This is a genomic window from Amycolatopsis heterodermiae (assembly GCF_034929455.1).
Taxonomy (GTDB): domain Bacteria; phylum Actinomycetota; class Actinomycetes; order Mycobacteriales; family Pseudonocardiaceae; genus Amycolatopsis; species Amycolatopsis heterodermiae.
This window is the reverse complement of the sequence record NZ_JAYFSI010000012.1, coordinates 243,795-268,449: the sequence shown is the minus strand read 5'-3', so window position 1 is coordinate 268,449 and position 24,655 is coordinate 243,795. Positions and strand designations below refer to the sequence as shown.

The window sequence follows — 24,655 nt, the reverse complement described above, 5'->3', positions numbered from 1 at the left end:
GCCGCACCAGACGTGCTCCCGCGGAAACTGTCGGTGGTGGACGGCACACTGTGTTCGTGCAGGTGATCGCCGGGCGGGAGGAGGACGGGAGCTTCACCGTGCGTGCGCCGTCCTCGACCGTGACCGGTCTCGACGAGGCGGGATTCGCGAAGCTGGCCCGGGAGCTGGAGGGCTCGCTCGGGCCGCGGTGGGTGTTCCCGTCGGTCGAGGGCACCTACCCGGTGCTGGTGGCGGCCGGGGTGCGGGTGCGGCGCTGTCACGACCTCGCGCTGGCGGAGGGGCTGCTGCTGGCGCACGCGGGGCAGGAGGGGCAGTCGCGGAGCCTGCGCGCGGCCTGGGCCAGGGCGAACGGGGAGGAACCGCCGTCGGATTCGGCGGACGTCGAGCTGGCGCAGCCGACGCTGTTCGACACGCGGACGCCGACGTTGCCCGACGGAGTGACGGTCGTCACGGCGGTGCAGCGCGTGCTCGCCGAGCAGGAGCGGCGGACCGCGGCGACCGAGTACCCGGACCGGTTCCGGCTGCTGCTGGCCGCGGAGTCGGCGAGCGCGCTGGCCGCCGCGGAGATGTCGGCCGACGGCTTGCCCTGGCGTGCGGACCTGCACGAGGAGCTGCTGACCGCGCGGCTCGGGCCGCGGGTGCGGGCCGGCGAGCGGCCGAAGGTGCTGGTGGAGCTGGCGGCGAAGATCACCGAGGCGTTCGGCGGGCGGGCGGTGAACCCGGACTCGCCGCCGAGCGTCGTCCGGGCGCTGGCCCGTGTGGGGATCGAGGTGCCGTCGGCGCGGAAGTACTTCCTCAAGGGCATCGACCACCCGGCGGTCGGACCGCTGCTGGAGTACAAGGAGCTGTCGCGGCTGTACACGGCGAACGGCTGGACGTGGCTCGACGAGTGGGTCGCCGACGGCCGGTTCCGCCCGCACTACGTCGTCGGCGGCGTCGTGTCCGGGCGGTGGGCCAGCCGCGGCGGCGGAGCGTTGCAGATTCCGAAGGTGCTGCGCACGTGCGTGCGCGCGGACCCGGGCTGGAAGCTGGTGGTGGCCGACGCCGCCCAGCTGGAGCCCCGGGTGCTGACGGCGTTGTCGGGCGACCGCCGGCTGGCCGACGTCGCGGCGGCGACGGACCTGTACGCGCGTCTCGGCGAAGCGCTGTTCTCGGGCGCCCGCTGGGTCCCGTTGTCCCCGGACGACGACCGTGACGACCGGGCGCGCGCGAAGATCGCGATGCTGTCGGCGATGTACGGCGGCACGTCCGGCGAAGCGGGGCCGCTGCTGGCGTTGCTGCGCCAGCGGTTCCCGGACGCGGTGTCCTATGTGGAGCACGCGGCCCAGGCGGGCGAGCGCGGCGAGCGCGTCCGGTCCCGTCTCGGCCGCACGTCCCCCGCCCCTTCCGCGGCCTGGCGGGCCCTGACGGGTGGCTTGGCGTCGGACGAGGCGGCGGAGCTGAAGGCCCGCCGCGCGTCACGCGGCTGGGGCCGTTTCACGCGCAACTTCGTCGTCCAGGCGAGCGCGGCGGACATGACGGCGGTGATGCTCGCGACGCTGCGCCGCCGCCTGCCGTCCCCCGCCCACCTGGTCTTCTTCCAGCACGACGAGGTGATCGTCCACACGCCGGCCGAGCTGGCCTCGGTGGTCTCGTCGGCGATCATGGACAGCATCACGGAGGCGGCAACAATGCTGTTCGGCGAGGCTTGCCCAGTCCGCTTCCCGATGCACATCGCCCCGGTCGACAACTACGCCGACGCCAAGTAACGCACCTTCAGCCACACGAGATGCCTCAGAAATCAGAGACCACAAGGAGTACGGCGAAACCCTCCGGTCGGCGCAGCGAAATGCGCAGCCAGTGAACGCGCGACTCCCACCGGGTGGTCATACATCAACCAGCCAGCCCTATCGCGCACCGAACTCCCCTGACTACGTTCGGTGCATATGGCGAAGAAATCAACCAGAAGGCTGCTGGGAAGTTTGTGGGGGTATCTGCTCCTGGCCGCGGTGATCTGGCTGTGGTTCCTGCCGTCGATCGGCCCCGGCGTGATCGCCGCACTTTCCGGTTTCGTGGTGCTCTACAGCCTGTTTCAGGCGCCGATGTGGTGTTGCGCCGAAAACCGCGACGGTGGACTGTGCCGCAACAACGCCTACGGCCTCCTCCTCGGCTGCCACTTCCGGCAACACAAGTGGCAGAAACTCAAGATGGCTGTCCGGCAGCAGTATTGGGGCAAGCTGGGACGACGGGTGTTCAGCGGTGTCGGCGGGCAGGCGGCAACCTTCTCCGCCTTCGCCGGAATGCTTTCCGCCTGTGTGGCCACGGCGACCTTGATCGCCAAATGACGTAGCCAGAGACCGATCTCGCGCGGCTGGAGGCGCATCCCGCGTGATCAGAAACGTATCTCGCGTGATTGAAGGGGCATCACGTGTGATTGGGGAGGCATCACTCGTGATTGGAGGGACGACACGCGTACCCGAGTGGACGACACGCATACCTGGGTGGACGACACGGGGTTAGGCGAGGGCGTCGTCCAGGGCTTTGGTTATGCGTTTCAGCGAGACTGGGTGGGCTGTGCCCAGGGTCTGGGCGAAGAACGAAACCCGTAGCTCCTCGATCATCCAGCGGACCTCGTCCAACGCCGGGGACGACGTGCCGGGTGGGAGCGAAGCGACGGCCTCGCGGTACTCGCCCGTGATCCAGGCGATGTCCGCTGTGCGCTGGAGGTCGCGGGTCGGCTCGGTGGTCAGCTTCTCCAGGCGACGCGAGATGCCCTGCAGGTAGCGGACGACGTTGCGGAGGCGGGAAGCGCCCGTCGCTGTGACGAAGCCTGGGTAGACCAGGCCGGACAGCTGGGACCGCATGTCCGCGAGGGACTCTGCTGGGCCGCGCGTCGCTGGCAAGGCCACCTCGACGTCGTTGGCCGCGCGGAGGATCTTTTCCACGTCGGTCAGGACGTCCAGCACCGCCGGGTGCAGGCCTGCCCGGACCTTCTCCAGCAGCACCTTGAAGCCCGTCTCGTCGAACGCCGGGCCGCCGCCCGCGGCCATCAGGGAGTCCACCGCGCAGTCGACGCAGTCCTCCAGCAGCGCCGCGACACTTCCGTGCGGGTTGCGGTTCAGCACCAGCTTCGACGAGTTGGTCAGCGACCGCGTGATGAACTTCATCGGCGAACTCAGGTTCAGCCGCAGCATCCGCCGCGTGCCCGCCCACATCGCGTGCTCCTGCTGGGCCGGCGTGTCCAGCATCCGCACCGCCACCGACGCGCCCTCGTCGACCAGCGCCGGGTACGCCTTGACGTCGTGGCCGCGCTGCGTCGAAGCGAAAACCTTGGGCAGGGAACCGAACGACGGCTTCGTCAGGCCCGCCTTCTCCAGGCTGTTGGCCGCCTTCGAGATGGTCTCGCGGACCTTCGGCGCCAGCTTGAGCTGCAGCAGCGAGATGTCCTTGCCCTCGGCCACGCGCTTACCGCGCTCGTCGACGACCCGGAACGTCACCTTCAGGTGCTCCGGAATCGACGCGAGATCCCAGTCGGAGAACGGAATCGTGATACCGCGCAACGCCCGCAGCTCGCGGCCGAGCACCTCCAGCAGCGGACCGTCCGAAGGCGACACTCGCGAAAGGACATACTTCGCGGTGTCCGGCGCCGGGACGAAGTTGCGGCGCAACGCCTTCGGCAGCGACTTGATCAGCTGCGTCACCAGCTCCGACCGCAAGCCGGGCACCTGCCAGTCGAAACCGTCCTCGGTGACCTGGTTCAGCACCGGCAGCGGGATGTGCACGGTGACGCCGTCCGCGTCCGCGCCCGGCTCGAACTGGTAGGTCAGCTTGAAGACCTGCGTGCCCTGCGTCCACGAGTCGGGGTAGTCGCCCTCGCGGACGCCACCCACGGACTCGTTGATGAGCATGGACTTCTCGAACGACAGCAGATCGGGGTCGGAGTGGCGCGTCTTCTTCCACCACGTGTCGAAGTGCCGCACCGACACCACGTCCGCCGGGACCCGCGCGTCGTAGAACTCGTACAGCGTCTGGTCGTCGACCAGGATGTCGCGGCGCCGCGCGCGGTTCTCGAGGTCTTCGACCTCCTCCAGCAGCGCCCGGTTCTCGGCGAAGAAGTGGTGCCGCGTCTGCCAGTCGCCCTCGACCAGCGCGTGCCGGATGAACAGCGCCCGCGACATTTCGGGGTCGATCCGGCCGTAGTTGACGCGGCGGTCGGCGATCAGCGGGACGCCGTAGAGCGTCACCTTCTCGATCGCGATCACCGCGCCCTGCTTGCGTTCCCAGTGCGGCTCGGAGTAGTTGCGCTTGACGACGTGCTGCGCCAGCGGCTCGACCCACTCCGGCTCGATGCGCGCGTTGACCCGCGCCCACAGCCGGGACGTCTCGACCAGCTCGGCCGACATCACCCAGCGCGGCTGCTTCTTGAACAACGCCGAACCCGGGAAGACGCCGAACCGCGCCCCGCGCGCGCCGAGGTAGTCGCCCTTCGCCGGGTCCTTGAGCCCGATGTGCGAGAGCAGCCCGGCGATCAGCGACGTGTGCACCTTCTGCGGGTCGACGGCGTCCGTGTTCGTGTTCAGCGAGATGCCGAGCGGCTTGGCCAGCTGGCGCAGCTGGCTGAAGATGTCCTGCCACTCGCGCACGCGCAGGTGGTTGAGGTACTCGTTGCGGCAGAGACGGCGGAACTGGTTGCTGGACAACGCCTTCTGCTGCTCGGAGACGTACTCCCACAGGTTCAGGTAGGCCAGGAAGTCCGACGTCGGGTCCGCGAACCGCGCGTGCTGCTGGTCGGCCTGCTGCTGCTTCTCCGACGGCCGCTCGCGCGGGTCCTGGATGGACAGTGCGGCCGCGATGATCATCACCTCGCGGACGCACCCGTTCTGCGCGGCCTCCAGCACCATCCGGCCCATCCGCGGGTCGACCGGCAGCTGCGCGAGCTTGCGGCCGATGTCGGTGAGCCGGCGGTCGCTGTTGCCGGCGGCCGCGCTGTCGAACGCGCCCAGCTCCTGCAGCAGGCCGACGCCGTCGGTGACCTGGCGGCGGTCCGGCGGCTCGACGAACGGGAACGCCGCGATGTCGCCCAGTCCCAGCGACGTCATCTGCAGGATGACCGAGGCCAGGTTGGTCCGCAGGATCTCCGGGTCGGTGAACTCGGGCCGCGCCTCGAAGTCCTCTTCGGAGTAGAGCCGGATGCAGATGCCGTCGGACGTCCGGCCGCAGCGGCCCTTGCGCTGGTTCGCCGACGCCTGCGAGACCGGCTCGATCGGCAGCCGCTGCACCTTCGTGCGGTGGCTGTAGCGCGAGATGCGCGCGGTGCCCGGGTCGACGACGTACTTGATGCCCGGCACGGTCAGCGACGTCTCGGCGACGTTGGTCGCGAGCACGACGCGGCGTCCGGTGTGCTGCTGGAACACCCGGTGCTGGTCGGCCGCCGACAGCCGCGCGTACAGCGGCAGGACCTCGGTGTTGCGCAGGTCGGCACGGTTGAGCACGTCGGCGGTGTCGCGGATCTCGCGCTCGCCGGAGAGGAACACGAGGACGTCGCCCGGGCCCTCGGCGCACAGCTCTTCGACGGCTTCGAGGATGCCTTGGGTCTGGTCGCGCTCGTCGTCGCCTTCGGGGTCCTCCGGGTCGACCAGCGGCCGGTAGCGCACCTCGACCGGGTACGTCCGGCCGGAGACCTCGACGATCGGCGCGTTGTCGAAGTGCTTCGAGAAGCGCTCCGGGTCGATGGTCGCCGAGGTGATGATCACCTTGAGGTCGGGACGCCGCGGGAGCAGCTGCTTGAGGTAGCCGAGGATGAAGTCGATGTTGAGGCTGCGCTCGTGGGCCTCGTCGATGATCAGCGTGTCGTACTGGCGCAGCGAGCGGTCAGTCTGGATCTCGGCCAGCAGGATGCCGTCGGTCATCAGCTTGACCAGGGTGTCCTGCCCGGACTGGTCGGTGAACCGCACCTTGTAGCCGACGGTGTCGCCCAGCTCGGTCTTCAGCTCGCTCGCGATCCGGTCGGCGACCGTGCGCGCGGCCAGCCGCCGCGGCTGCGTGTGCCCGATCTGCCCGCGGACGCCGCGGCCCAGCTCGAGGCAGATCTTCGGCAGCTGCGTGGTCTTGCCGGAGCCGGTCTCCCCCGCGACGATCACGACCTGGTGCGCGGCGATGGCCGCGCCGATCTCGTCCTTGAGCCTGCTGACCGGCAGCTCTTCGGGGTATTCGATCTTGGGCACGCACTCGCGGCGCGACAGCAGCCGCAGCTCGGCGGCGTCGACGTCGGCGGCGATCCGGGCGAGGGCGGAGTCACGGTCGCGGGCCTTGCGGGCACCGTCGAGCCGCCTGCGCAGCCGGTGCTCGTCGCGCGGCATCAGCTCGGGCAGGCGCGCACGCAGCGCTTCGAAAGGGGATGGTGTGGACATACTCTGCCCAAGAATAGCCGTGCGTGACGAGCCGGGCTCCCGAATATCCCCGCCACGTGACCGGCGGCACCCCGAAACGCCGTGAAGGCCACCTTGAGGGACTCAGAGTCCCTCAAGGTGGCCTTCACGGACCAGGAGCGTCAGCGGGGCTGGCCGGGCTGGCCGGGCTGCTGCGGGTACTGCTGCTGGGCGTACGGCTGCTGCTGCGGGGCCTGGCCCGGGTACTGCTGCTGCGGCTGGCCGGGGTAGCCCGGCGCCGGCGGCTGCTGCGCGAACTGCTGCTGCGGCTGCGGCGTGGCCTTGGACCGGCCGAGCACCAGCGCGCCGATGATCAGCGCGACGCCGACCAGGCCCAGCACGATCCCGAACGTCGGCTGCATGTCGTCGGCCCACGAAAGCAGGCGGAACTCCATGTCGAACTGCTCGAGGACGAAGGTGCCGAAGCCGAGGACGGCAAAGAGGATGCCGATCCGCATCATGATGGAAGACATGGAAAACCCCAACGGGCAAGGAAAACGGGAGCCGGCCGCCCCCGACGGCCCGCAATGGGACTCGAACGATAACGACCGGTCCGAGCCCTGTCCCCGGAATTCCCGATTTGTTATCTCACGTCCGCTGGAGCGAGTCCGGGCCCAGGTCGGCCAGCGTGCGGTGGCCGGAAAGTCCCATCGTCAGGTCGAAGTCGGCCAACAGGCTCCGCAGTACGTGGCGCACGCCGTCCTCGCCCGCGTGCGCCAGTCCGTAGACCCACGGGCGGCCCAGCAGCACCGCGCGGGCGCCCAGCGCGAGCGCCTTGAGGACGTCGGCGCCGGTGCGGACGCCCGAGTCGAACAGCACCTCCAGCCGGTCGCCGACCGCCGCGACGATGCCCGGCAACGCCTCCAGCGCGCCGATCGCGCCGTCGACCTGGCGGCCGCCGTGGTTGGACACGACGATGCCGTCCATCCCGGCCTCGGCCGCGCGGCGCGCGTCGCCGACGTGCTGGATGCCCTTGAGCACGATCGGGCCGTCCCAGTGCTCGCGCAGGAACGGCAGCTGGTCCCAGGTCCGGTCGGAGCCGGTGATCAGGCCGATCCAGCGCAGGATCGCGGCGGGCGGGTCCTCTTCCGGTGTCTTCTCCAGCAGGCCGCGGAACACCGGGTCGGTGAACCCGACGGCCAGCCCCTCGCCCTTGAGGAACGGCAGGTACGCCTGGTCCAGATCGGACGGCCGCCAGGCCAGCGTCCACGTGTCGAGCGTGACGACCAGCGCCGTGTAACCGGCCGCCTTCGCCCGGGCCAGCAGGCTCGCGCAGACGTCCGGGTCGCCCGGCCAGTACAGCTGGAACCAGCGCGGGCCGTCGCCGCTGGCCTCGGCGACGTCCTCGATGCCGGTCGACGACGCCGTGGACAGGATGAACGGCAGGCCGACCGAGGCGGCGGCGCGGGCCGTGGCCGACTCGGCGTCCGGGTGCACGATCGACTGGACACCCACCGGGGCGACGGCCACCGGCGCGGGCAGCCGCGTGCCGAGCACCGTGGTCGAGAGGTCGCGGTCGGTGGCGCCGGTCAGCATCCGCGGCACGACGCGCCAGCGGTCGAACGCCTCGCGGTTGGCCAGCGCGGTCGCGCCGGAGCCGGCCGCGCCCGCGACGTAGGAGAACGGGCCGGGCGCCATGACCTCGCGGGCCGACGCTTCGAGCTTCGTCGCGTCGGTCGAGCACGGCGGCAGCTGACCACCGAGTCCCTGCAGGTAGAGCTCGTTCTGGTAGCTGCCGAAGCGTTCGGTCACGGTCTGCCTCCTCGCGTTCGAACGCGCACTGTACTCGCCGGTACGGCTCAGCCGGGGAGACGCCGCATCGGCTGCATCGGCGGTCCGCCGGGCGGGGCGAACGCGGGCCCGTGGTCGGTGAACCCGAGGCGCCGGTAGAGCCGCGCGCTGTCCGGCGAGCTGGCTTCGAGGTAGGTCCACGCGCCCTCGGCGTCGTAGCGGTCGAGGCCGTGCCGGAGCAGCCGCTCGCCGAGGCCTTCCCGTTGCCGGCCGGGCAGGACGCCGATGAACTGCGCGTGCCAGTGCGGTTCGCGCGGCTCGCGCGCGGCCATCAGGCCGAGCAGGGCACCCAGCCGGTGCAGCTCGTCGTCGTCGAGGCCCGGGATCAGGAAGTCGCCCTCGGCGTCACCGCCGGCGGGGGTCCAGATCACCGCGGCCGCGTGGTCGGCGGTCACGTCGACGCTCCCGGTCGCGATGCCGAGCTCGGCGAGCGCGCGGAAGAACGCCGGGTGGGCGCGGGTGCGGCGGCGGTCGTCGCCCGGGAAGATCCAGCGGCTCATCGGGTCGTCCTGGAACGCCGCGACGAGGACGCCGACGACGGCGTCCACTTCGGACGGACCAACGGACCGGACGTCGCTCATCGGCTCACCAGCTCCTCGGCTTCGCGGACCGGACCGCCGATCCCGGCGTAGACGTCCGGGCGCCGGGTGCGCAGGGACTCGGCGCGCAGGAAGCCGACCAGCCCCGCCAGCACCAGCAGCCCCGGCAGGCCCCAGCGCAGCAGCGGGTTCGCGCCCTCCGGGCCGAGCAGGACGTCGAAGTGGGCGACGACGAGCACCAGGACCACGCTCAGCGCCAGCGCGGCCAGCAGCGGCGCGAACCGGCTCCGCCAGGGCGTTTCCGCGCCCGGGTGCCGCCGGAAGAAGCCGACCACGGACAGCGAAACCGCGATCATGATGATCGTGACGCCGGTCGAGGCGGTGACGCCGGTCCAGGTGAACAGGTCCGTGAACGGGTCGCGGCCGGCCAGCGCGAACACCGCCACGACGACGAACGCGATCGTGGTCTGGACCAGGGAGCCGCCGATCGGCGCGCCGGTGCGCTTGCTCGTGCGGCTGAACCCGACGGGCAGCAGCCCTTCCCGGCCGAGCGCGAAGAAGTAGCGGGAGACCGCGTTGTGGAAACTCAGCATCGCGGCGCACTGGCTGGTCAGGAACAACGCGTAGGCCACGTGGGAAAACACCGGACCGAGCTGTTCCGCGGCGAGACCGAATAACAGTGACGGCCCTTCGGCGGCGGCCCGTTCCACGATGTGGTCCGGGCCGGTCGCGACCGCCATCCCGAGTGCGGAAACGACGAACAGCACCGCGGTCAGGCCGATCGCGGTGTACGTCGCGCGGCCGACCGTCCGGCTCGGGTCGCGGCATTCCTCGCCGTAGGTCGCGGCGCCTTCGAAACCGAGGAAAACCGCGATGGAAAAGGCGAAGACGGCGCCGACACCGGTGGTGAACAGGCTCGACGGCGAAAGCGGGGTCAGCGAAACGTGGCCGCCCGCCGGGTGCGTGAACATCCCGGCGTCGGCCACCACCAGCACCCCGACTTCCAAGGCCAGCGCGACACCGAGCACCTTCGCGTTGAGGTCGATGCGCAGCACTCCGGCCGCGCCGGCGACCAGCACCGTGACCAGCGCGATCAGCCACCACGGCACGCTCACGCCGAACAGCATGCCGAGCCACGTGGATACGGAAAGGCCGAAGATGCCGTAGATCCCGAGCTGGATCGAGCTGTAGGCGACCACCGTGACGTACGCGACGCCGGTGCCCGCCGATTTCCCGATCCCGTGCGCGACGTACGGGTAGAACGCGCCGGCGTTCGTGATGTAGCGGCTCATCGCGGCGTAACCGACGGCGAACAACGCGAGCACCGGAGCCAGCACCACGAACGAAAGTGGCACGCCGATGCTGCCTGTCACAGCGTAAGTCGCCGAAACCCCGCCGGCGACCGCGTACAGCGGACCCGCCGCCGCGACGATGAAGAACACGATCTGGGCGGCACCGAGCCGCCGGGTGCCGAGGCCGCGCCGTTCCGGCGTGTGCGTGCGCATGAACCTTTCCCCGCATCGAAAAACCGCTGGCCGCCGGGCGGTCGCATTCCCCACGCCCGTTGGTGATCTTGGCGGCGGTCCACAGCGTAGGGGCAGTGGGCCCGGCGGCGGTACGGCCGATCGGGGTAAAACACCGATGGCGCCGGAAACCGCTTCAGGACGTACCGCTATCTTCGGCATCCTTCCCGCCGACAGCCCAGGGGGCCCATTTCCGTCATGCGCCGGCTCACCTTGGTCGATTCGTTCTTCTTCCTCGGGCACGACGAGTTCACCGGGCGCGCGGTGCTCGGCCGGACGTCGCTCGGCATCGGGCTGGCCGGCGCGGTGTTGTGCGACCTGCTGTTCACCGACCGGATCACCGTCGAAGACCGGAAGGTCCGCCCGATCACCCGGCGGTTACCGGGAATTCCGACCATGGACCGGGCCTTTTCCGAAATCCTTTCCGAAACGGCGGCCCACGGCGTCCGCGACTGGATCGACCACCTGCGCGCGACGCTGCCGTCGATCACCGCCGACAACCTGATCTCGCTCGGGCTCGTGCGCCGGGCACCCGATCGGGTGCTGTTGCGCCGCACGCACCGCTACCCGCCCGCGGACCTGCTCGTCTCGACGGCCGCGCGGAGCAGGGCCCGCTCGGCGGTGTTCGGCGTCGACCGGCCCGACCCGCATTCGGCGTGCCTGGCGCTGCTCGCGTGGACCGCGGGCGTCTCCGACCTGTGCGAACCGGAGCTCGGCCGGGCGCAGGTGCGGGCGTGGATGGCCGACACGCACGAGGCGCTCCCGCGCCGCATCGCCGACGTGATCACCGGGGTGGAGGCCGTCGCGGCGGCCGTCGTCTACACCGGCGACCGGAAGTGACCGGCGGGTAACCTGGGCGCGTCCGCCGACGACGTCCCCTGGAGGAGACATGCGCGCGCACGACGTGGTCCTGTTCGGCGCCACCGGCTTCACCGGCGGCTTGACCGCCGAGTACCTGGCCCGGCACGCGCCCGCGGACCTGCGCTGGGCGCTGGCCGGGCGCAACCGCGGCAAGCTCGAGGCCGTGCGGGCGAAGCTCGCGGAGATCGACGACCGGTTCGCGACGCTCGACCTGCTCGTCGCGGACTCCGGCGACCCGGCGTCCTTGCGCGCGGTCGCCGAGGCGACGAAGGTCGTGATCACGACGGTCGGGCCGTACCTGGACCACGGTGAGCCGCTGGTGGCGGCGTGCGCCGAGGCGGGCACCGACTACGTCGACCTGACCGGCGAGCCCGAGTTCGTCGACCTGATGTACCTCAAGCACGACCACCGCGCCCGCGAGACCGGCGCGCGGCTGGTGCACTCGTGCGGGTTCGACTCGATCCCGCACGACCTCGGCGCGTGGTTCACCGTGCGGCAGCTGCCCGAAGGCGTGCCGCTGCGGGTCGACGGTTACGTCCGGGCGAGCGGGATGCCGTCGGGTGGCACGTTCCTCAGCGCACTGACCGTCATGGGACGGCTGCCGGCCGGGGCCCGCGTCGCTCGCGAACGCGCCGCCGCCGAGCCGCGACCGGCGGGCCGGTTCTCCCGCGCCCCGCTCGGCCGCCCGCACCGGCTGGCCGGCCCCGGCTGGTGGGCGGTGCCGCTGCCGACGATCGACCCCGAGGTCGTCCGCCGGTCGGCGACGGCCGTCGAGCGCTACGGCCCGGACTTCACCTACCGGCACTTCGCCGCGGTCAAGCACCTGCCGGTGCTGGCGGGCGGCGCCGTCGGCGTCGGCGCGCTGTTCGCGGCCGCGCAGGTCCCGCCGGCCCGGCGAGCGCTTTCCCGGCTGCTGGCGCCGGGCAACGGGCCGAGCCCGCAGCGCCGGGCCCGGTCGTGGTTCTCGGTGCGGTTCGTCGGCGAGGGTGGCGGCAAGCGCGTGGTGACCGAGGTGTCCGGCGGCGACCCCGGGTACGACGAGACGGCGAAGATGCTGGCGGAGTCGGCGTTGTGCCTGGCGACCGACGACCTTCCGGAGACGGCCGGCCAGGTGACCACCGCGGCCGCGATGGGCGACGCGCTGCTCGACCGGCTCACCAAGGCGGGGATCCGCTTCGAGACGCTCTGACCATCCTCAGTGGACTGCCGGGGCGGGCAGTCCACTGAGGACACGGTCAGCCCACCAGCAGGTGGACCAGGTGGCCGACGTTGTGGATCGCGAAGTAGGCGATGTCGGCGGCCGCGTAGACGATGTCCGAGATACCCATGGTGAATCCTTTCGCCAGTGTGCTCAACGGAGAGTTACTGCGCGGTAACACCTTGAGCATTGGTCCGAATGGCCCAATTGACCAGGCTTGAAGATCGTTTTGCCCCGTGCGGGGGATGAATGAGACAAATCACCTCGCACCGGGGATGAACTGGGTCACACGAGGGGTGCGACCGGCCGCGATCTGTGCCGCGGCCGGAGTTTTCACGCGGTTTCACACGCCTGTGGCGTGAAATTCCGGCGGTGTGATGGAGCTTCTGCCGCTCCCGGCCCGCGATTAGCGTCGAGCGGGTTCTGCGCGGAACCTCCCTTTTCCCCAGTTTTCCCCAGTTTCCCAAGGAGCGTCATGAGACTGCCCCAACGGTTCGCCGCGCTCGGCGGGGCGACGGCGGCGGGCATGGTCGTGGTCGGCATCGCCGTCGCCGCGCCCGCGCAGCCCGTCCCCACGCCACCGCCCGCCGTGTCCGCCGCGCAGGCCCAGGCCAACGCCACCAACGCGGCGGCGGGCCTGGTCGCGGCCCGCCCGGCCGCGCTGTTCGCCGGGTCGCACGACAAGTTCGTCCAGCGGGACGTGCGGTCCGCGTCCGGCCTGTCCTACGTCGTCTACGACCGGACCTACGACGGCCTGCCCGTGATCGGCGGCGACCTGGTCATCGCCACCGACTCGGCGGGCACGGTGAAGACCACGTCCGTCGCCCAGCAGCAGGCCCTCGGCGACCTCGACGTCCACGGCGCCAAGCTGTCGGCCCGGCAGGCGGACGCCGTCGCGGCCCAGCAGGTCCGCGGGCCGAAGGGCCTGCCCGGCGGGAAGCTGGTCGTCGTCGCCGACGGCAGTGGCCGGCTCGCCTACGAGAGCAACGTCGAAGGCACCGACGAGCACGGTGAGCCGAGCAGCCTGAGCGTCTACGTCGACGCGGTGGACGGCCGGGTGCTGCGGACCGTGCAGCACGTCGCCGCGGGCACCGGCACCGGCAAGTGGAACGGGCCGTCCCCGCTGCCGCTGAACACGACGAAGTCCGGCAGCACGTACTCGATGGCCGACCCGGACACGGCCAACCTGGACTGCCGCAACTACAGCAGCGACACCGTCCTCACCGGACCGGACGACAGCTGGGGCAACGGCACCGGCACGAACATCGAGACCGGCTGCGCGGACGCGCTGTTCGTCGCGCAGACCGAGAAGAAGATGCTCTCGGCGTGGGTGGGCCGCAACGGCTTCACCGGCAACGGCGGCGCGTGGAAGATCCGCGTCGGCCTCGACGACGAAAACGCTTACTACTACAACTCGCGCCCGGCCTACGTGAACCTCGGGCACAACCCGAGCGGCGAATGGGTCGGCTCGCTCGACATCCTGGGCCACGAGATGGGCCACGGCGTCGACGACTACTCCGGCTCCGGCGGCTTCTCCGGCGGCGGCACGCAGGAGTTCATCGCCGACACCTTCGGCACCGCGACGGAGTTCTACGCGAACGAGCCGTCGCAGTACGACCCGCCGGACTACGCGATCGGCGAAGAGGTCAACCTGGTCGGCACCGGCGCGATCCGCTACATGTACGACCCGTCGAAGGTCGGCGACCCGAACTGCTACTCCAGCTCCACCCCGAACGCGGAGGTGCACAAGGCGGCCGGGCCCGGCGACCACTGGTTCTACCTGCTGGCCGAGGGCACCAACCCGACCGACGGGCAGCCGAGCAGCCCCACCTGCAACAGCAGCACCGTGACCGGGCTGGGCATCCAGAAGGCGATCAACATCATGCACGGCGCCGTCCAGCTCAAGACGTCCGGCAGCAGCTACCTGCGCTACCGGACGTGGACGCTGCAGGCCGCGAAGAACCTGTACCCCAACAGCTGCACCGAGTTCAACACCGTGAAGGCGGCGTGGAACGCGGTGAGCGTGCCGGCGCAGTCGGGCGACCCGACGTGCACCGACACGCCGCCGACGACCACGACCACCCCGCCGACGACGACCACCACCCCGCCCACGGGTGACTGCACCGGCCAGAAGCTGCTGAACCCGGGCTTCGAGTCGGGCAAGACGTCGTGGACCGACCCGAACACCACCATCGGCCGATGGGGCACCCAGGCGCCGGCGCGCTCGGGCACCTACGCGTCGTGGCTCGGCGGCCAGGGCGTGACGCACACCGACACGCTGTCGCAGTCGGTGGCGATTCCCGCGGGCTGCCACGCGAGCCTGACCTTCTGGCTGCGCGTGACGACCGCCGAGACCGAGAACGTCGTCTACGACAAGCTCGTCGTGTCCGCCGGCTCGACGGCGGTGGCGACGTACTCGAACCTCGACCGCAACGCGGCCTACGCGCAGAAGACGATCGACCTGTCGTCCTACGCCGGCCAGACGGTGACGCTCAAGTTCGCCGGGATCGAGGACCAGTCGCTGCAGACGTCGTTCGTCGTGGACGACACCGCTGTCACGCTCAGCTGATCCCGCCGGGGCCTGCCACCTACTTTGGTGGCAGGCCTCGTTGCGCCGGCTGCGCCGAGTACTCATGCTTACCCGATCGGAGGTGAGCATGGAGGCGAGTGCGCTCGAGCCGGCCGACGCGGACCTGCCCGCCGAGGTGGCCGCGGCCGTCCGGGAAGGACCGTTCGACATGGCCTTCGACCTGGTGATCCGCCACCGCGGGCTGAGCTTGGAGGGCCTGCAGCGGCGGATGGCGATCCGCGGCGCCCAGGTCAGCCTGGCGACGCTGAGCTACTGGCGGCGCGGCCGACGTCACCCCGAAGGGGGACGTTCGCTGCACGCCGTGCGGGTCGCGGAAGGCTGCCTCGGCCTGCCCGCCGACGCTCTCACCACGCTGGTGGCACCGGCCCGGCCGCGCGCCCGCCGGACCGAGCCGTGGCCGAGCGGCGTCAGCCTGGCCAGCGCGCTCGGCGCCGAGCCGACCGAGCTGGGCTCGTGCGACGGCATCGACCTGGACGGCAACGCGCGGCTCGCGATCGCCTCGGTGCACCAGCGGGCGACGCTGACCGCGGACCGCACGGAGGCGTCGGTGCGCACGGAGATGGTGGTGACGAGCCGCGAAGACGGCGTCGACCGCTGGGTGTCGTTCTTCCGCCCCCAGACCGGCGGCGCCCACCACCCGGCGTTGCGCTCGGCGCACGGCTGCCGCCCGGGCCGGATCCGCCGCGACCCGTCGTCGGAGCTGCTGGCCGTGGAGCTGCGGTTCGACTACCCGCTGCGCGCGGGCGACACGTACGTCTTCGACTTCGACTTCGGCTACGACGGCGAGCCCCCGGAGACGAGCTACCTGCAGTTCGGCATCCGCGCCCCGGCCCGGCAACTGGTGCTGCAGGCGCACTTCGACCCGGCGGCGGTACCGGTGCGGTGCTACCGCTACCACCGTCCCCGAGACGGTTCGCCGGACGTCGTGGGCGAGCCGGAGCTGCCGGTGGGGCCGAGTTTGACCAGCCACATCGCGGTACTGGACGCGCAGCCGGGGGTCTACGGCATGGTCTGGGAGTGGGACTGACCGGTCGTGAGTGAGAAACCGTGTTCTAACACTGTTTCTCACTCACGACCGTTTACCTGCGCCGATATCCGCTGGCTGTAGGCCGCGCGGCCGGCGGGGTCGAGGGAGGTCAGTGCTCGGTCGTCGCCTATCAGGGTGCGGAGCCGGGACATCAGTGGCTCTGGGGTCAGTGCTGCCAGGAGGTCCCAGCCGGCCACCCAGCGCGGGACCGCTGTCTCCGCTCGGCGCGTGCGCAGGGTGCCGGTGATCGCGCGGGCCACGGCTTTGGCGTCCACTGTGGGCAGTGCGCCGCCCAGGCGGACGCCGGATGCCAGTTCCGTGCGGACCGCGCTCGGCAGTACCGCGCTCACGCTCACCCCCGTGCCCGCGTACTCGCGGCGGACCGCCGCGGTCAGGCCGACCGCCGCGAACTTGCTCGCGTTGTAGACCGCCATGCCCGGCAGCGGGATCTTCCCGGCCATCGACGCGACGTTGACGACGTGCCCCCGCCCGCGGGCGATCATGCCCGGCAGCACCGACCGCAGGCCGTGGACCAGGCCCTGCACGTTGACGTCCATGGTGGTGCGGCCGACCGCGTCCGGCTCCTCCAGGAAGTCGCCCAGCGGCATCACCCCGGCGTTGTTGACCAGGACGTCGATCCGGCCGAACCGGCTGGTCACGGCCTCGGTGAAGGCGGTGAAGGACTCGCGGACGGTGACGTCCAGGGGAAAGCCGTGTGCGCCCGGGACCGCCTCGGCCAAGGCCGTGTCGAGGTCGCCGACGCACACCGTCGCACCGAGGGCGGCGAACTCCGCGGCGGTCGCGCGGCCGATGCCGCGCGCCCCGCCCGTGATGGCGACGACCGCACCGCGCGGGTCGATCGCCGGGTAGCGGTCAGCGAACAGCATGGATCTCGTAGTCCTCTTCGTCGAAGGAACCCACCTGCGTCCGCAGCCGGGCGGTCGAGAACGGCCAGCTGAAACTGTTGCGGCCGTTCACATCCGTGTAGTAGCTCGAACAGCCGCCGGACTGGTAGACGGTGCCCGGCAGCGCCGCCTGGACCTCGGCGTTGAACGCTTCCTGCGCCTCCGGCCGTACCGAAACCGACGACCAGCCCGAACGCAGCGTGCGGGTCACGGCGGCGACCGTGTGCCGCAGCTGGGCCTCCAAGATCATGAACGCCGACGTGTGCCCGGTGCCGAGGCTCGGGCCGAGCAGCAGGTACAGGTTGGGGAACCCGGCGACCGTCGTGCCGAGGAACGCCTGCGGGCTGCCCTTCCAGTGGTCGTCGAGGCTGCGGCCGTCGCCGTCGAACACGCGGGCCGACACCGGCATGTCGAGGATGTGGAAGCCCGTGCCGAAGATGATCGTGTCGACCTCGGCGGCCGAGCCGTCCGCACCCAGCACCCGGTTACCGGAAACCGAAGAGACGGCCGTCGCATGGACGTCCACTGTAGACTTCGTGAGCGCGCGGTAGTACGTGTTCGACATCAGCAGCCGTTTGCAGCCGAGGGTGTAGTCCGGCGTGAGTTTCCTGCGCAGCAACGGATCGCGCACGGTCAGCCGCAGATGAGCCAAGCCGAGTTTCTGGACCTGCCGCAGCAGCCACGGGTGCCGGAAGCCGAGCCCGAGCGTTTCCATCGCGCCGTACTCCACGCGGCGCAACGCCCGCTGCAACGCCGGGAACCGCCGCAAGAGGAACCGTTCGACGCCCGGGACGTGGTGGTCCGGCTTGGGCAGCACCCACTGCGCGGTCCGCTGGAACAGGTGCAGGCGCTCGACGACGGGAACGATCTCCGGGACGAACTGCACCGCCGACGCGCCGGTGCCGATCACCGCGACCCGCTTCCCCGCGAGGTCGTGGTCGTGGTTCCAGCGCGCGGAGTGGAAGACCTCGCCGGGGAAGCCGTCGAGGCCGGGCAGGTCCGGGACCAGCGGCTCGTGCCACGGCCCAGTGCCCGCGACCAGGATCCTTGCCGTGTAAGGCCCGCGGGACGTCTCCAGCTCCCACCGCCCCTCAAGGGCGTTCCACTGCGCGCGCGTCACCTCGACGCCGAAGTGGATGCGGTCGGTGATCCCGAACCGCGAGGCGGTGTCACGCAGGTAGGAGCGGATCTCCGCCTGCCCGGCGAACGCGCGTGTCCACTCGGGATTGGGGGCGAACGAGTACGAGTAGAGCGCGGACGGCACGTCGCAGGCGCAGCCGGGATAGGTGTTGTCGCGCCAGGTCCCGCCGAGCGAGTCGGCCTTCTCCAGCACGGCGAGGTCGTCGACGCCGGCCTGGCCGAGCCGGACGGCGGCACCCAGCCCCGACGCCCCGGCGCCGACGACGAGGACCGCGAAATCGCGTTGCTCCATTTTCGGAGACTAGCAGTATCTCGATACTGACGGTACCCCGATTCCGGCCTGACTAGAGTGGGCGCATGGCCCGACTCACCCGCGCGGAAAGCCAGGCGCGCACCCGCGAGCAGCTCATCGAGACCGCCAAGCAGCTCTTCCTGCACGACGGCTACTCGGTGACGTCGCTGGAGAAGGTCGCCGACGAGGCCGGGTACTCGAAGGGCGCGGTCTACTCGAACTTCCGCAACAAGGACGAGCTCTGCCTCGCGGTGCTCGACCGGATCCACGACGAGCAGGTCGCGGCGGTCGCCGAGGCCCTGGTCGGCGCGGACGGGATGGAAGGGCTGCTGGCGGCGTTCCAGTCCTGGGCCGAGCGCAGCATCGGCGACGAGGCGTGGACGGCCCTGGAGGTCGAGTTCGCCACCAACGCCCGGCGCAACCCGCACGTCCGCGCCGAGCTGGCCGCGCGCGACAAGTCCATCCGGGACACGATCGCGGGACTGCTCTCAGGGTACGCCGAGCGGTTCGGGATCACGCTCCCGATGTCGGCCGACGACGCCGCGACGGCGTTGCTCAGCCTGGGCATCGGCCTGGGCGTCCAGCGCGCGATCGACCCGACGATCCCGGTGAACGTGCTGCCGGACGTCATCCGCATTTTCGCCGGCGCTCGCTGACCTGACTGAAATCGTCTACTTTCCCCGGTCTTTTTTCCCTATTTGCCAACAACTTCCTCCCCCCTTGTGGCGGTGCTGACCCTTCGCTACCGTGGCGCTACGCCGCAGCACCACCAGCAACCCGTTTCCGGCAGCCGAAGGGCCACCGAATTCCGGGTGCTGTCAGTCATGCCCAGAAAGCCGTGCTCCCCCACGGCACGTCCCCCGCGGAAAGGGTTTTTCCCCCATGAGCAAGAAGTTGCGGCCGGTCCTGATCGGCGCGCTCGGCGCGGCCTCCGTCGCGGCCCTCGTGATCACCACGCCCGCGCTCTCCTCGGCCGCCCCCGCGCCGCTGGCCGCGCAAAGCGCCTCGGTGCAGGCGACCGGCGACCTTTCGGTGGCGGCGAAGAAGGAGATCGCGATGAAGCTGGTCTCCAGCGCGGAAAACTCCTCCCTGGACTGGAAAGCGCAGTACAAGTACATCGAGGACATCGGCGACGGCCGCGGGTACACCGCGGGCATCATCGGTTTCTGTTCCGGCACCGGCGACATGCTGGAACTCGTCCAGGCCTACACCGACGCCGTGCCGAACAACCCGCTCGCGAAGTACCTTCCCGCGCTGAAGAAGGTGAACGGTACCGACTCGCACAGCGGGCTCGGCTCGGCGTTCGAAAGCGCGTGGAAGCAGGCCGCGGCCACCACGGCGTTCCAGACCGCGCAGAACAACGAGCGCGACCGCGTCTACTTCAACCCCGCGGTGAGCCAGGGGAAGACGGACGGCCTCAGCAACCTCGGCCAGTTCGCCTACTACGACGCCATCGTGATGCACGGCCCCGGCACCGACCACAGCAGCTTCGGCGGCATCCGGTCGGCCGCGCTGAAGAAGGCGAAGACCCCGGCGCAGGGTGGCGACGAGGCGACGTACCTCAAGGCGTTCTTCGCCGCCCGCAAGGTCGTCATGAACGAGGAAGAGGCCCACTCCGACACCTCGCGCATCGACACCGAGCAGGTGACGTTCCTCAACGCGGGCAACTTCGACCTGCACACCCCGCTGAAGTGGAAGGTGTACGGCGACTCGTACACCATCAACTGACGGCGAGTGCGCGACCGGCGTGGCGCCGCTAGGGTCTCGGCCCATGGGCAGGAGATTCCTCGGCGCCACGCTGGCCGCGGCCGCGTTGCTGGCCACCGCGGCGAGCCCGGCCGGCGCCGTCCCGCCGTCCTTCCACGGGAAGGCCGGCCAGGTCGTGACGGTCGTCGCGGGCTCGGCGAGCGCGACCACCGCCGTCCTGACGGCGTGGCAGCGCACCGGCACCGGCTGGACCAGGGCACACGGCCCGGTCAGCGCGTTCGTCGGCCAAGACGGCATCGGCCGGGCCAGCGAATCGACGTCGCACACCCCGGCCGGGGTCTGGACGCTGACCGAGGCCTTCGGGATCCGGCCGTCCAACGGGACCCGGCTGCCGTACCGGCAGGTCACCACCTCGGACTGGTGGGTGTCCGATGTGAAGTCCCCGTACTACAACACGCACTTCTCCTGCGTTCCCGGCAAATGCCCGTTCAACGAGGCCGCCGGTGAAGACCTCGGCAAGGCGGGCCCGGTCTACGACCACGCCGTGGTGCTCGACTACAACCGTTCGCCCGTCGTGCCCGGCTCCGGGTCGGCGTTCTTCCTGCACGTCAGCAACGGGAAGCCGACCGCGGGCTGCGTCTCGATCCCGGGTGCGGACCTGGACGCGGTGATGCGCTGGCTCGACCCGGCGCGCCATCCGGTCATCGACATCTCGGTCAGCGGCTGAGCAGCTCGTCCGCGGTGCGGGTGTTGATGATCCGCTCGGGCCCGATCCCGGCCTTGATCGCCCGCTCGCAGCCGTAACCCTGCCAGTCGAGCTGGCCGGGCGCGTGCGCGTCGCTGTCGATGGCGAACTCGCAGCCGAGCTCCGCGGCCAGGCGCAGCAGCTTCATCGGCGGGTCGAGGCGTTCGGGCCGCGAGTTGATCTCGACCGCGACGCCGTTCTCGCGGCACGCGGTGAACACGGCCTTGGCGTCGAACTCCGACTCGGGACGGCCGCGGCCGGTGACCAGCCGCCCGGTGCAGTGCCCCAGCACCCGGACGTGCGGGTTCCGCACCGCGGCGAGCATCCGCCGGGTCATGTCCCGTGACGGCATCCGCAGCTTCGAGTGCACGCTCGCGACGACGAAGTCGAGCTGCGCCAGCAACTCCTCTTCCTGGTCGAGCGCGCCGTCGTCGAGGATGTCGACCTCGATGCCGTGCAGCAGCCGGAACGGCGCCATCAGCTCGTTGGCCTTGGCGACGATCTGCATCTGCGTCCGCAGCCGGTCGGGCGACAGCCCGTTCGCGACGGTCAGCCGCGGCGAGTGGTCGGTCAGCACCATCCAGTCGTGCCCGAGCTCCCGGCCCGCGACGGCCATCTCCCCGATCGAGCTGCCGCCGTCCGACCAGTCGGAATGGGTGTGGCAGTCGCCCTTCAGCGCGGACCGCAGCGGTTCGCCGTCGGGCAGCTTCGCCTCGACGATCTTCTGGCGGTACGCCGGATCCCGGCCGGCCAGCGCGTCCTCGATGACGCCGGCGGTGGCCTTCCCGATCCCGGGCAACGACGTGAGCGTGCCGTTCCCGGCCATCGACGCCAGCTTGTCGGCGCCCGTCTTGTCGACGGTCGCGGCGGCGTTGCGGAACGCGCGCACCCGGTAGCTCGGCTCCCCCGCGCGTTCCAGCTGGAACGCGATCTCCCGCAAGGCCCACGCCGGATCCATGGGACCTTCCTACCCCCTCGGGGGCAGTTCGTGCAGCTCGACGTCCGTCAGCGCACCTTCCGAGATCCGCGCCGTCTGGTAGGTGCAGAACGGCTGGCGGCGGCGGTCGGTGGGCGAACCCGGGTTGAGCAGACGCAGGCCGGCCGGGGTGGTGGTGTCCCACGGGATGTGGCTGTGGCCGAACACGAGCACGTCGGTGTCCGGGAACTGCGCGTCGCACCGCTGCTCGCGGCCCTGTTTCGCGCCCGTCTCGTGGATGACGGCCAGGCGGACGCCGCCGAGGTCGGCCCGGGCGATCTCCGGCAGCCTCGTGCGGAGTTCCGGGCCGTCGTTGTTGCCGTAGACGCCGATCAGGCGCTTGCTGCGCGCTTCCAGCTCGTCGAGCAGGGTGACGTCCACCCAGTCACCCGCGTGCACGACGACGTCCGCGGCTTCGACCTCCTGCCAGACCTGCTCGGGCAGCACGCGGGCGCGGCCGGGGAGGTGGGTGTCGGAGACGATCAGGAGCTTCACTCGATGGCCTTGAGCACGCGCTCCAGGAAGCCGCCGATGTGGTCGCGCAGCAGGGTGGCCGCGCCGTCGGCGTCCCCCTTCTTGGCCGCCGCGAGCACCGCCTTGTGCTCGGCCCACTCCTTCTTCCAGCTGGGGTTGGCCTCCCAGCCGACGACGGTGATCAGCGCGGCGCGGTCCTTGAGGTCGTCGAGGATCGAGACCATCAGCGGGTTGCCGCAGCCGCGGTAGAGCGCGCGGTGGAACCGGCGATTGAGCAGGCTGAGCGCGACCTGGTCCTTGTCCGCGATCGCCGCCGACGCCTCCTTCAGCGCGTCCGCGGCGTCTTCCAGCAGGTCCGCGTCGCGCCGCTCGACGGTGCGCCGGACGGCCTCGGGCTCGAGCACCGTCCGCACGTCGTAGACGGACCGGGCCAGGTCGGCGTCGACCACGCAGACCGACGCGCCCTTGTACGGGCTGAACGTCACCAGGCCCGAGTTGGAGAGCACCTTGAGCGCCTCGCGCACCGGCGTCTTCGACACGCCCAGCCGCGCGGCCAGCTCGGCTTCGACCAGGGGCTGACCGGGGAGCAGCTCGCGGGTGAGGATGCCGCGGCGGATCTCCTCCAGGACCACTTCGGTCCGGGATGCGGGCAGGCTGAACGTCCCGGTCATGGTGCGCTCCCTCGGTCGTGTCGGAGCTCATTCAACCAGCCCCGGTGAATCATATATCAGATGCCATACTGGGTGACATGAAGCGACCCGAGGAGCTCCGCAGCCACCGGTGGTACGGCGGCGACGACCTGCGCGACTTCAGCCACCGCGCCCGCAGCCGCCAGCTCGGCTACAACCCGGAAGAGCACCTCGGGAAACCGGTGATCGGCATCCTCAACACGTGGTCGGACATCAACCCGTGCCACATGCACCTGCGGGAACGCGCCGAGCAGGTCAAGCGCGGGGTGTGGCAGGCCGGCGGCTTCCCGCTGGAGTTCCCGGTGGCGACGCTGTCGGAGACCTACCAGAAGCCGACGCCGATGCTCTACCGCAATCTTCTGGCGATGGAGACCGAGGAGATCCTGCGGTCCTACCCGATCGACGGCGCGGTCCTGATGGGCGGCTGCGACAAGACCACGCCGGCGCTGCTGATGGGCGCGGCCAGCGCGGGCCTGCCCGCCATCTTCGTGCCGGCCGGGCCGATGCTGCGCGGGCACTGGCGCGACGAGGTGCTCGGCAGCGGCACCGACATGTGGAAGTACTGGGACGAGAAGCGCGCGGGCCGGATCGGCGACGCCGAAATGTCCGAACTGGAGCGCGGGCTCGCCCGGTCGCCCGGCCACTGCATGACGATGGGGACGGCGTCGACCATGACGTCGGCCGCGGAGGTGCTGGGCGTGACGCTGCCGGGTGCGGCGTCAATCCCGGCCGTCGACTCGGCCCACCACCGGATGGCCGCGGCGAGCGGGGCCCGGATCGTCGGCATGGTCTGGGAGGACCTGACCATCACGCAGGTGCTGGACAAGCGCGCGTACGCGGACGCGATCACGACCGTGCTCGCCCTCGGCGGTTCGACCAACGCCCTGATCCACCTGATCGCGATGGCCGGGCGCAGCGGGATTCCCCTGAGCCTGGCCGATTTCGACACGATCGCGCGGCGCGTCCCGGTGCTGGCGAACATCCGGCCGGGCGGCGACTGGCTGATGGAGGACTTCTACTACGCGGGCGGCCTGCCGGGGCTGCTGTCCCGGCTGACCGACCTGCTGCACCTCGACCGGCCGACGGTCACCGGCCGCACGCTGGGTTCCGATCTCTCGGCGGCCCGGGTGCACAACGACGACGTCATCCGGCCGCGCGGCAACCCGGTCGCCGCCGAGGGCGGGGTCGCGGTGCTGCACGGCAACCTGGCGCCGTCGGGCGCGGTGATCAAGCACATCGCGGCCGAGCCGCACCTGCTGACCCACACCGGCCCGGCCGTGGTCTTCGAGAACTACCGCGACCTGAAGAAGAGGATCGACGACCCGGCCATCACCGCGGACTCGGTACTGGTGCTGCGCGGTTCCGGCCCGCTCGGTGGCCCGGGCATGCCGGAGTACGGGATGCTGCCGATCCCGGCGCACCTGCTGGCGGCCGGGGTCCGCGACATGGTCCGGATCTCGGACGCCCGGATGAGCGGCACGAGCTACGGGGCGTGCGTGCTGCACGTGGCCCCGGAGTCCCACGTGGGCGGGCCGCTGGCGCTGGTCCGCGACGGCGACCTGATCACGCTGGACGTCCCGTCGCGGGTGCTGCGGCTGGAGGTGTCCGACGAGGAATTGGCCCGTCGCCGTGCTCAGTGGACGCCTCCGGCACCGCCGTTCGAGCGGGGTTACGGAGCGCTCTACGCCGAGCACATCACCCAGGCCGACGAGGGCTGCGACTTCGACTTCCTGGCCAGGGCGGGCCACAACCCGGAGCCCGACGCGCGCTGAGCGTCCGGTTCATCCCCCG

The 24,655-nt window shown here is 70.9% G+C and carries 20 protein-coding genes; 10 read left to right on the top strand and 10 right to left on the bottom strand.

Annotated features, from left to right (window positions below; genetic code table 11):
* Positions 1-56: 56 nt before the first annotated feature.
* Positions 57-1,748: a bifunctional 3'-5' exonuclease/DNA polymerase gene (locus tag VA596_RS38900; RefSeq protein WP_323334155.1), complete on the top strand. Its 1,692-nt coding sequence runs from the start codon at positions 57-59 to the stop codon at positions 1,746-1,748.
* A gap of 177 nt (positions 1,749-1,925) precedes the next feature.
* Complete coding sequence (locus VA596_RS38895) at positions 1,926-2,324, top strand: hypothetical protein (RefSeq protein ID WP_323334154.1); 399 nt, start codon at positions 1,926-1,928, stop codon at positions 2,322-2,324.
* Between the two features lie 171 nt (positions 2,325-2,495).
* Here the strand turns inward: VA596_RS38895 and hrpA are convergent, their stop codons facing one another.
* The 5 genes from hrpA to VA596_RS38870 all read right to left on the bottom strand — a co-directional run bounded on the left by hrpA (position 2,496) and on the right by VA596_RS38870 (position 10,242).
* Positions 2,496-6,389: an ATP-dependent RNA helicase HrpA gene (gene hrpA, locus VA596_RS38890; protein ID WP_323334152.1), complete on the bottom strand. Its 3,894-nt coding sequence runs from the start codon at positions 6,387-6,389 to the stop codon at positions 2,496-2,498.
* 140 nt (positions 6,390-6,529) lie between these two features.
* The gene (locus VA596_RS38885; protein WP_323334150.1) at positions 6,530-6,880 is read right to left on the bottom strand and encodes a hypothetical protein; all 351 of its coding nucleotides are present in this window, start codon (positions 6,878-6,880) and stop codon (positions 6,530-6,532) included.
* Positions 6,881-6,995: 115 nt separating this feature from the next.
* A complete protein-coding gene (locus VA596_RS38880; protein WP_323334148.1) occupies positions 6,996-8,159 on the bottom strand; it encodes a lactate 2-monooxygenase in 1,164 nt (387 codons plus the stop codon).
* 47 nt (positions 8,160-8,206) lie between these two features.
* Entirely contained in the window at positions 8,207-8,779 is a 573-nt protein-coding gene (locus VA596_RS38875) for a GNAT family N-acetyltransferase (RefSeq protein WP_323334146.1), read from the bottom strand.
* Positions 8,776-10,242, bottom strand: a complete 1,467-nt coding sequence (locus VA596_RS38870) for an APC family permease (protein ID WP_323334145.1) — start codon at positions 10,240-10,242, stop codon at positions 8,776-8,778. Before VA596_RS38870 ends, VA596_RS38875 begins: the two co-directional genes overlap by 4 nt.
* 216 nt (positions 10,243-10,458) lie before the next feature.
* On the opposite strand from VA596_RS38870, the gene VA596_RS38865 reads away from it, so the two are divergent.
* From VA596_RS38865 to VA596_RS38850, 4 genes are all read left to right on the top strand, one after another.
* Positions 10,459-11,100, top strand: coding sequence for a GOLPH3/VPS74 family protein (locus tag VA596_RS38865; RefSeq protein ID WP_323334143.1), 642 nt, complete (start codon positions 10,459-10,461; stop codon positions 11,098-11,100).
* Positions 11,101-11,149: 49 nt separating this feature from the next.
* Positions 11,150-12,310 carry a saccharopine dehydrogenase family protein gene (locus VA596_RS38860; protein WP_323334141.1) on the top strand — a complete coding sequence of 387 codons (1,161 nt, stop codon included), beginning with the start codon at positions 11,150-11,152 and terminating at the stop codon, positions 12,308-12,310.
* A 484-nt stretch (positions 12,311-12,794) separates the two neighbouring features.
* Positions 12,795-14,888 carry a M4 family metallopeptidase gene (locus VA596_RS38855; protein WP_323334139.1) on the top strand — a complete coding sequence of 698 codons (2,094 nt, stop codon included), beginning with the start codon at positions 12,795-12,797 and terminating at the stop codon, positions 14,886-14,888.
* Positions 14,889-14,976: 88 nt separating this feature from the next.
* Complete coding sequence (locus VA596_RS38850; protein ID WP_323334137.1) at positions 14,977-15,936, top strand: hypothetical protein; 960 nt, start codon at positions 14,977-14,979, stop codon at positions 15,934-15,936.
* 38 nt (positions 15,937-15,974) lie between these two features.
* Here VA596_RS38850 and VA596_RS38845 read toward each other — a convergent pair whose 3' ends face one another.
* A complete protein-coding gene (locus VA596_RS38845; RefSeq protein ID WP_323334135.1) occupies positions 15,975-16,823 on the bottom strand; it encodes an SDR family oxidoreductase in 849 nt (282 codons plus the stop codon).
* Entirely contained in the window at positions 16,810-18,273 is a 1,464-nt protein-coding gene (locus VA596_RS38840; protein ID WP_323334133.1) for a flavin-containing monooxygenase, read from the bottom strand. The genes VA596_RS38845 and VA596_RS38840 overlap by 14 nt, the downstream gene beginning before the upstream one ends.
* Before the next feature lie 65 nt (positions 18,274-18,338).
* Here VA596_RS38840 and VA596_RS38835 point away from each other — a divergent pair, with 65 nt between their 5' ends.
* From VA596_RS38835 to VA596_RS38825, 3 genes are all read left to right on the top strand, one after another.
* Positions 18,339-18,929: a TetR/AcrR family transcriptional regulator gene (locus VA596_RS38835; RefSeq protein WP_323334131.1), complete on the top strand. Its 591-nt coding sequence runs from the start codon at positions 18,339-18,341 to the stop codon at positions 18,927-18,929.
* 226 nt (positions 18,930-19,155) lie between these two features.
* Positions 19,156-20,001, top strand: coding sequence for a chitosanase (locus tag VA596_RS38830; RefSeq protein ID WP_323334129.1), 846 nt, complete (start codon positions 19,156-19,158; stop codon positions 19,999-20,001).
* A gap of 43 nt (positions 20,002-20,044) precedes the next feature.
* Positions 20,045-20,707 carry a L,D-transpeptidase family protein gene (locus tag VA596_RS38825; protein ID WP_323334127.1) on the top strand — a complete coding sequence of 221 codons (663 nt, stop codon included), beginning with the start codon at positions 20,045-20,047 and terminating at the stop codon, positions 20,705-20,707.
* Here the strand turns inward: VA596_RS38825 and VA596_RS38820 are convergent.
* The 3 genes from VA596_RS38820 to VA596_RS38810 are packed head-to-tail and all read right to left on the bottom strand — an operon-like array spanning position 20,697 to position 22,846.
* Positions 20,697-21,683: a PHP domain-containing protein gene (locus VA596_RS38820; RefSeq protein ID WP_323334125.1), complete on the bottom strand. Its 987-nt coding sequence runs from the start codon at positions 21,681-21,683 to the stop codon at positions 20,697-20,699. The two genes, VA596_RS38825 and VA596_RS38820, sit on opposite strands and share 11 nt — an antisense overlap.
* Positions 21,684-21,692: 9 nt before the next feature.
* The gene (locus VA596_RS38815; protein WP_323334123.1) at positions 21,693-22,196 is read right to left on the bottom strand and encodes a metallophosphoesterase family protein; all 504 of its coding nucleotides are present in this window, start codon (positions 22,194-22,196) and stop codon (positions 21,693-21,695) included.
* The gene (locus tag VA596_RS38810; protein WP_323334121.1) at positions 22,193-22,846 is read right to left on the bottom strand and encodes a GntR family transcriptional regulator; all 654 of its coding nucleotides are present in this window, start codon (positions 22,844-22,846) and stop codon (positions 22,193-22,195) included. The genes VA596_RS38815 and VA596_RS38810 overlap by 4 nt, the downstream gene beginning before the upstream one ends.
* 77 nt (positions 22,847-22,923) lie before the next feature.
* Here VA596_RS38810 and araD point away from each other — a divergent pair, with 77 nt between their 5' ends.
* A complete protein-coding gene (araD, locus tag VA596_RS38805; protein WP_323334119.1) occupies positions 22,924-24,636 on the top strand; it encodes an L-arabinonate dehydratase in 1,713 nt (570 codons plus the stop codon).
* The last annotated feature ends 19 nt before the right edge of the window (positions 24,637-24,655 follow it).